At 42.4% G+C, this 8937-nt stretch carries 6 protein-coding genes and 1 tRNA gene; 6 read left to right on the forward strand and 1 reads right to left on the reverse strand.

The features are described 5' to 3' along the window. The coding region (locus WBA23_RS19610) for a DUF4302 domain-containing protein (RefSeq protein WP_424583977.1) at positions 1 to 1251 on the forward strand (1251 nt) is incomplete at its 5' end. Between the two features lie 272 nt (positions 1252 to 1523). Here the strand turns inward: WBA23_RS19610 and WBA23_RS19615 are convergent. Beyond that, positions 1524 to 2771, reverse strand: a complete 1248-nt coding sequence (locus WBA23_RS19615; RefSeq protein ID WP_424583978.1) for an OmpA family protein — start codon at positions 2769 to 2771, stop codon at positions 1524 to 1526. A gap of 135 nt (positions 2772 to 2906) precedes the next feature. Between WBA23_RS19615 and WBA23_RS19620 the strand changes: the two genes are divergently transcribed. The 5 genes from WBA23_RS19620 to WBA23_RS19640 all read left to right on the forward strand — a co-directional run. After that, positions 2907 to 4604: a M28 family metallopeptidase gene (locus WBA23_RS19620; protein WP_424583979.1), complete on the forward strand. Its 1698-nt coding sequence runs from the start codon at positions 2907 to 2909 to the stop codon at positions 4602 to 4604. 191 nt (positions 4605 to 4795) lie between these two features. Beyond that, complete coding sequence (locus WBA23_RS19625) at positions 4796 to 5356, forward strand: DUF4142 domain-containing protein (RefSeq protein WP_424583980.1); 561 nt, start codon at positions 4796 to 4798, stop codon at positions 5354 to 5356. Positions 5357 to 5610: 254 nt separating this feature from the next. Beyond that, the gene (gene rpsA, locus WBA23_RS19630; protein ID WP_424583981.1) at positions 5611 to 7404 is read left to right on the forward strand and encodes a 30S ribosomal protein S1; all 1794 of its coding nucleotides are present in this window, start codon (positions 5611 to 5613) and stop codon (positions 7402 to 7404) included. Between the two features lie 89 nt (positions 7405 to 7493). Continuing rightward, positions 7494 to 7564: transfer RNA gene (locus WBA23_RS19635), tRNA-Cys, on the forward strand. Between the two features lie 242 nt (positions 7565 to 7806). Further along, a partial coding sequence (locus WBA23_RS19640; RefSeq protein WP_424583982.1) for a c-type cytochrome occupies positions 7807 to 8937 on the forward strand: 1131 nt, incomplete at its 3' end.

The raw sequence follows: 8937 nt of genomic DNA on the forward strand, positions 1-8937 counted from the left end.
GTTTCTACACTGAAAAATCAGTTGGTGGCCCCATCCAATGGTTGGGTGCTGCGGTATCGACCTATACAGGAATCTGGAACGTATATCGTTTTGCTCAACTTTGATGAGAACGATAACCTACGTATTCGCACTGATTTTGGACTGAATGATAATGAATTTTTTGACCAGACGATCACTTATCGGGTAGATAATTCATTAGGGCTAGAACTTATCTTTGAGAGCTATTCGTTCTTCAGCTTTCTTTACGAACAAGGTGGAGCTACCTTTTTAGCTGAATACGAATTTGATTACGTCAACGAAACCCCCGATGGCGATCTGGTTTTCCGAAGCAAGACTGATCCCTCGTCACCTACTACGCTAGTATTCCAATCTGCCCCTGATAATGCCGAAAGCTTGTTAGGTCGAACACTGAATGCCAATCTTGAGACCCTTTCTGAAAGTTTAGGGGTAGTTTCCCCGGTTTACCGCTTAAATTTTACTAATCGAGATTTATCGCTTTTTTTATCCTTTAACACCGCTTTACGAACAATCAACTTCACCTCAGCTTCCTTAACATCAGGTGAAAGGAGGCAATCAGTTAACTTCTCAACCGGCTACACTGCTCAGGGTAATTCTATTGTGTTAGATGAACCCTTGTCGGGTAATTTTTCGGGAACTGAGGTAAATGTTTCGGCGATCAACTTTCAGAATCTAACGGATGCATCAGCTATTGTAGCCTGTGATCAAACTTTTAATGTTCAGCAGTATCAAGGATCTATTGCTGAATCTAACGAATCAATAGCCTTATTACCCACTTTATTTGAGCCCGGAGGGATAAGCTTTGCAGACGATAACCAGATTTTTCTCGCCCGACCTACAGTAGACATTTACAATAATGGTGAACGGGTAGGAAATCAGATAGCTCAAGATATAGAGGGTATTACCGACTTTGTAATATTTAATCAGGCAAATCGTTCTGGGCCATTTGTGTCTATCGGCTTTGGTATTCGTACTCCTAACGGCGATTTTATTGTGCCGGTAAAATCATTTGAGGCAGCCTATACTGGTAATCAAGTGGCGTTTACGCTGGGTCCATCGTATGATCTTGCCCTTGGTGACAATGAGATGGCATTGGATACACTCTCTATGGACTTTTATATTAACAATCTTACCGAAGGTGGGCAAGTTCGGATTTTACAATCTAGGGAAGAAATATACGAATTATACAACCCCTGCACTGGTTGGAGCGTAATCCTACAGAGTTTGAATTAACGCTGCAAACATTATCACTCCGACGAAATTTCAGCCCTGGGTTTCTATTTGTTCGCCTGTTATACCTTGCTAAATAACGCTAATTGTCTCTGTTCACAAAGCCGATAGCTTGATAGAACTCACATCATTTTTCTTGTGCTCTTTATTTTAAATAAGGTAAATTTACAAATACCTGCGTACGAATTAATGCTCATACTAATGCTGAAATCAACAATAGCTATCGAGAAACTTCAGAAAATATAGACATGGATATAAGACTATTTAGTAATAGGTTATTCATTCAAAATCTCAATCTCTACCCGGATGTTGTGCTTTGATGACGGAGTATCATTAGGGTAGATCATTCTTTTTCCACCCCAACCCTGGGTTTCTATGCGATCGCCTGCTATACCTTTATGCTCTAAATAATGCTTAATTGTCTCCGTTCGCAAAGCCGATAGCTTAATAGAACTCACACCATTCTTTTTGTGCTCTTTATTCTGAATGAGGTTGAAGAAGTTTTTTGATTCTGGGTTATAAGTATAAATAAACCCTCGGCCCGATCCATTGGTGTGCCCGTGCAACTTAATCCGCATATTGGGTTTTTCTTCTAGCATTTTAACTAACTCATTTATTTCGTAGCGCGAGCGCCCTCGCATTACCGAAGCATTACCATGGAAGTAGGTATTGAACATGATTTGAACATCTCCTTTTTTAAGGCGTTGTAGTGACATATCCACCACTAGCGTATCTCCCTCATATTGGATTAGTTGCCACACCGAATCAGAATCACTACCATTTAGTGGAAGGTTAAATTGTACTTTACGGTACCCTATTGCGTAAGGAATAATCTGTAGAGTACTATCTAAAACCTCCGTTTTATTTACGGTAAGCACTTCATTAGTAGAAACTTCGCCTACATTTTTAGAGCGTGCCCCCTCTACTACTTTTATTGTAGCAGCAATCGGCTGATTACTACCTTCTTGAGTAGCCTGAAACTTCAGGTGTAGCACTGGCTGGCGTTCCAGTTTCTCTCGCTTTTTACTATTTTGATCCTCAGAGCTCACAGGTTTGGTAGGGGGCAAAGTTGCTTCAGAAGTAGTTAGCTCAGTAGTGTCATCAGATTGATCTAAGCGATTTGGCAATTCCTTATTAGCGAGGGTATTTGTTACTGAATCGTTTCCTTCAGCTACAAATATCCAAGCTTCACTAAACTCTTGGGTAGCTCGCAGTTCTTGATAAGCTTCGGTTACTTCTTCGGTGGATAATGCCGAATAGGTATATACGTAGAAATAGCCTGACCCGGCATAGAATGCATAGTGTGCCGAAAGACCTTGTCCGGCAACATGCTCAGTATACTTTTTGGCGTTATCTTCATGCTCAAATACGCCCACCACTAAATAGGTGCCTGGCAGTATTTTTTCAGGTATAGTACTACCAGTAGAACAGTCGGCTACATTAGCGAAACTAAAAGTGACACTACTAATTAAACTAACCAACAGCGTAGTAGTCAATCGGTACAACAAACAAATAATAGTCATGGTAATAGACAATTGTTTTTATTTTCTGTACAATAGGAAAACCAACCAAGCATTATTACCATTAAAAAATGGAGAAAAACCGCCAGATGTAAGAAAAAATGGTAATTAGAAACCTATTAATTGTACTTTATAAATATGAAAAATACTTTTTTTAATTTAATATCAGTTATACCCTTCGCTTTTGTTATTTCGCTAGTAGTAGTCGCACTAATAGTAAATGGAGGCTGTAGCCCCGAAAATGAGCAGAATAGTGTAGAAACGCTGCTAGATAGCGCTATAACCGAACCAGATTTGCAGGAGCATATACAGACGTTAGCTTCCGACGAATTTGAAGGACGTATGCCATTCACTGAAGGAGAAAAGAAAACCATTCAATATCTTGAAAATGCCTTTAAAACTACCGGGTTAGAACCTGGCAATGGCGATAGTTATTTTCAGGCGGTTCCACTAGTAGAAATTGAGGCAATGCCAGCGGAAACAATGACCATTGAAGGTAGTGATGAATCGGTAGAATTAGACTACCGAGAAGACTTTGTTGCGCTAACCCGACGAGTAACCGACCGAGTAGAGATTAACAACTCCGAGTTAGTATTCTGTGGGTTTGGTATTGTTGCCCCAGAATATGACTGGAACGATTACGAAGGTGTTGATATGACGGGAAAAACGGCGGTTGTGCTGGTAAACGATCCGGGCTTTGGTACGAGCGATAGCACCTTTTTCAAAGGTAATACTATGACATACTACGGACGGTGGACGTACAAGTACGAAGAAGCCGCCCGACAGGGAGCTGAAGGGGTCGTCATTATTCATAACACCGCCCCCGCCGGTTATGCTTGGAATGTGGTGCAAAGTAGCTGGACGGGCAAAGCACTGTATTTGAAATCCGAAGACGGCAACCAATCTCGCTGTGCCTTTGAAGGATGGATTTCTCAGCAATCGGCTCGTCAACTGATGGAGATGGCAACTATCGAGAATTATCTGGGGCAAGCCCGTAAGCCAGGCTTTCAACCCATTCCAATGGAAATGGCGGTAAATCTCACGATGGATGTTGCCTACCAGGAAGCCACTTCTCAAAACGTAATCGCCAAACGCACTGGCAGCGAACGTTCCGACGAATACGTTATATATTCCGCTCACTGGGATCACTTAGGAATAGGCAAACCAATTAACGGGGACTCTATTTATAACGGCGCACTCGATAACGCTACTGGAACGGCAGTATTGCTGGAGGTTGCCAATGCCTTTAGTCAATTAGAGAAAGTACCCAAACGAACTGTGCTATTCTTAGCAGTTACCGCCGAAGAACAGGGGCTACTCGGTTCAGCCTACTATGCTGAAAATCCAATTTATCCGGTCAACAAAACCGTAGCAAATATCAATATGGATGGTATTCATTTCCGGGGGCCAATGAAAGACCTAACCATTGTAGGCTACGGGCAATCCGAATTAGATGAATACGCCGAAACTGTAGCGAAGGAGCAAGGTCGCTACATAATGCCTGACCCTAATGCAGAAAAGGGATATTTCTTTCGATCCGATCATTTTAGCTTTGCCAAAGTAGGTATTCCGGCTCTTTACGCCAGTGGCGAATACGAACAGGCCGAACAAGGAGTAGAGTGGACCCGAGCTAAAATGGATGAGTGGACCCAGCGCGATTATCATCAACCCTCTGATGAATATATTGAAGGCGAATGGAACTTGGCTGGGATGGTGCAGGATGCTCAGTTGCTATTCAAAGTAGGTTACCAAATTAGCAACGAAGAAACCTTTCCTGAGTGGAAACCCGGATCAGAATTTAAAGCCATTCGGGAGCAGTCTCTCTCGGATAACTAGTCCGCAGTTGACAATCCCCAGTCGATGGCTGATAGTCGCCAAATGTAATTGCCTAATATAGGTCACCTTACAAAAGTGACTATGGGCTGTGGACCATGGACTGTCGACTACAATCCGTATACTAAATAAAAACTAATCTACTTTCCACGAGTTAATACATCAAATAGATTTTTTATCAAAACCAAACAACTATGAGAACGATTTTTTCATTTCTTCTGTGTACAGGATTATTAATTGGTCTTGTTGCTTGCAATTCTCAACCCGCCGCTACCGAACAAGCCGCTGAAACGAACGACGCTCGTTTTGAAGAGGATATGGAAGAAGCGGCTGAAGCACTTACCAAAGCGTTTGGACTGAATAGCAAAATTTTAACGGTTAGCCAGATGGCGACTGATCAAACTTCCTTATCACCCGAGTTACAGACACTGGTTCAGCAGATGCAAACCGATCATCAGCAAGTAGAACAGCAGCTAAAAGACTTTGCCGGGAAGCATAACATTGAGCTTCCATCAACGATGAACTACGACGATAATAGCGATGTAGGCCAGCTACGAGCGGCTTCTCCCGAAGAGTTTTCCGATGGGTTTACAGAACTACTCGACGATACTAGTGAAGAGTTTACCGAGGCCTTGGCTGATTTGGAGGATGAAGGCGGTGATGTTGATGCTGAAATAGCCACTTTTGTTCAACAGCTATTACCCAAATTACAGGCGCACGAAGAACAGATAGATCAGCTAGAGGACGCCATGTAATGGACGCCATGTAATGGGCACAGTATAGCCAATCAATAATCAGATTATAAAGTGCTTCAATTATTGAGGCACTTTTTTTATACCACTTCATTTTTAGCGCATCACTTGTTACGAAACAGAAAAATCGTAATTTTGCGGAACTTTTAGAACGCCTTCTATCGTAAGGCAATTCTAGTATCATTGTATTGATGTTTAACTAAACCGCTTGGCTAATTGCTCTATGTCTGGTGTGTAAAATGAGCAAACTATATTTTATGGCAGATACGCAAGTACAAGTACAAGAAGAGTTTGATTGGGACCAGGCCGATAACAGAGGCTTTGGCGAAGACTACTCTAAAGAAGAAAAGGCCCGTATGGCCGAAATGTACAGTGGCACCCTTAATCAAATTAATGAGAAGGAAGTTGTAAGTGGCACTGTAGTGGGAGTTAACGACCGCGATGTTATTCTGAACATTGGGTTTAAATCCGATGGATTGGTTTCTATTTCTGAATTCCGTGACCTAGAAGAACTAAAGGTAGGGGATGAAGTAGAAGTATATATTGAAGAGCAAGAAGACAAGCGAGGTCAGCTTATTTTATCGCGTAAGAAAGCGAAGATCGTTCGTGCTTGGGAGAGAATCACTAGTGCGTTGGAGAACGATGACGTGATTGAAGGTACAGTAAAGCGCCGGACTAAAGGTGGTTTGATCTGCGACATTTACGGAGTAGAAGCATTCTTACCTGGCTCGCAAATCGATGTGAAGCCAATTCGCGATTTCGATGTGTTTGTTGGGAAGAAGATGGAAGTTAAGGTCGTAAAAATTAACTATGCCAACGACAACGTAGTAGTATCGCATAAGGTACTGATTGAGAAAGATCTAGAAGAGCAGAAAGCACGTATCCTCAACAACCTAGAAAAAGGACAAGTACTCGAGGGTATTATTAAGAACATGACCAATTTCGGAGTGTTCATCGACCTGGGTGGTGTAGATGGTCTGCTTCACATTACCGATATTTCTTGGGGACGTATCAACCATCCGGAAGAAGTGCTTAATCTAGATGAAAAGGTAAACATAGTAGTACTCGATTTTGACGATGAGAAGAAGCGTATTTCATTAGGAATGAAGCAGCTAACGCCTCATCCGTGGGATTCTTTAGCCGAAGAAATTCAGGTAGGTAGCAAAGTGCACGGCAAAATTGTAAACGTAGCCGACTACGGTGCCTTCTTAGAAATTATGCCAGGCGTTGAAGGACTAATTCACGTTTCTGAAATGTCTTGGTCGCAGCACTTACGTAATCCGCAAGATTTTATCAATATTGGCGACGAACTCGATGCGGTGGTGCTTACATTAGACCGCGAAGAGCGAAAAATGTCGTTAGGTATTAAGCAGCTAACGGAAGATCCGTGGACGAAGGCTGATGTACTTACTAAATATGCTATTGGTACTACTCACACGGGCATTGTCCGTAACCTGACCAACTTTGGGCTATTCCTAGAATTGGAAGAGGGTATTGATGGTCTGGTTCACGTTTCTGATTTGAGCTGGACAAGGAAAATCAAACATCCTTCTGAGTTCGTAAAGGTAGGTGATAATCTGGAGGTGAAAGTTTTGGAGCTAGATGTGGATAATCGTCGTTTGGCACTAGGACATAAGCAATTGGAAGAAAATCCTTGGGATACTTTTGCCGATCTGTTTCCGGTTGGTTCAGTGCACAAGGGTACAATCACCACCAAGCTGGATAAAGGGTCTCTCGTTGAGTTGCAGTACGGGATTGAAGGATTTGCAGGTAGTAAGCATCTAGCTAAAGAAGACGGAGGCGAACCAGAAGTAGGTGAGTCTATCGATTTTCGGGTAGTTGACTTCTCTAAAGATGATAAGCGCATTGTACTATCGCACACAGCTACTTATCGTGAAGTAGAGGTGAAAAAGGCGGCTGCGAAACCAACCCGGTCAGCTTCAACTTCTAGCAGTAGTGCTAAGGAAGCTGAGCGTTCTACTTTGGGTGATCTAGAGGCTTTATCTAATCTAAAAGAGCAGATGAAGCAAGATGAGAAGTCTAGCAAATAGGTATTAATGTTATTTGTCTTATTGAAAAGGGGATAAACCCCCTTTTCTCTTTGACGATGGTCATAAAACCTGTAGCTTTGTTTTATATCGGTAGCGTGGCCGAGGGGCTAGGCGGAGGTCTGCAAAACCTCTCACAGCGGTTCGAATCCGCTCGCTACCTCATCAAACCCGTCAACCGGCGGGTTTTATTTTTTATCTAATCGTAAGATAAGTTCCTGAACTTATTATTTATACTTTTTCTAAATTAGTCACTTTTCCTAAAAAGTACCAAACTAAGCTATTGATAATCAATCTCTTAGGAAAAAAAGTATATCTACCACAATTGAGGTACCAAATTGATGTAAATGTGTTTGAATATAAGCATTCCCGTGTTACTTTTGTGGAGATTTAAAAAGGGTCATAATGAACGATTGTTGCTCAAATTTCAGAAAAAGCATTTTTTTAGCTGGTTTTCTTCTTCCACTTATCTTCCTTACTTTTTCTTGGTCTTATTCTTCTGCCCAAGACGCTGCTGACTCAGCGGCAACTGCTACTGAAGAGGCCCCAGCGGATGCCGCTGCTGCTGGTGGAGATGATGGTAGCGGTATACCTTCCAGTCCGGAAGCCATTGCCGAAGGTGAAAACATTTTTAATAACAACTGTACGGTCTGCCACGCTATCAACAAGCAGGTAGTTGGACCAGCTCTGGCAGGAGTAGAAGAACGTTGGGATGATTTAGGTACGCTAGTTTTATTCATCAAGAATTCTCAAAAAGTTATTCAAGGAGGCAATGAGTACGCGGTAAATTTGTACAACGAGTACAACAAAACGCTGATGCCGGCCTTCTCAGATTATTCTGATGAGCAGGTTCTCAATATCTTAGGTTACATTAAAGCTGAAGCATCCGCTCCAGCACAAGCTGCTGAAACCCCTGGTGGCGGTGAGCCGGGCGATCCAAATGTTGGTGGTGGGAGCGGTATTCCATCCGGGTATCTTACGGCTATTATTGTTGGCTTAATTGTAGTATTAGTGCTGATTTTACTGGTACTGGTTTTGATTATTTCGGTGTTAACCCGCTTTCTGAACCAGAAGCAGGATCTAGATGATGCCGACCGAGAAATCATTAACCAGAAAGTAGATGTTCAGAAGGTAGTAAAGAGCCGTCCATTCATTGGGTTAATGCTCTTTGTTTTTCTGGCTATCGCCGTAAAATTGGTACTCGACGGACTTTTCTCAGTAGGAGTACAGCAGGGCTATCAGCCTAAACAGCCTATTGCTTTTTCGCATTCTTTACATGCCGGACAGTATGAGATTGAGTGTCAATACTGCCATACGGGAGTAATGAAAGCTAAATCGGCCAATATTCCCTCAGCGAATATCTGTATGAACTGCCATCAGCAAATCAAAACTGAGTCGCCTGAGATTCAGAAAATCTACGCAGCGATTGACTTCGACCCCGAAACCCAGACCTACGGAAACAATAAAAAGCCTATTGAGTGGGTGCGTATTCATAATTTACCCGATCTAGCTTACTTCAACCACGCCCAGCACGTG

The sequence above is a fragment of the Tunicatimonas sp. genome (assembly GCF_049647865.1).
Lineage (GTDB): Bacteria > Bacteroidota > Bacteroidia > Cytophagales > Cyclobacteriaceae > Tunicatimonas.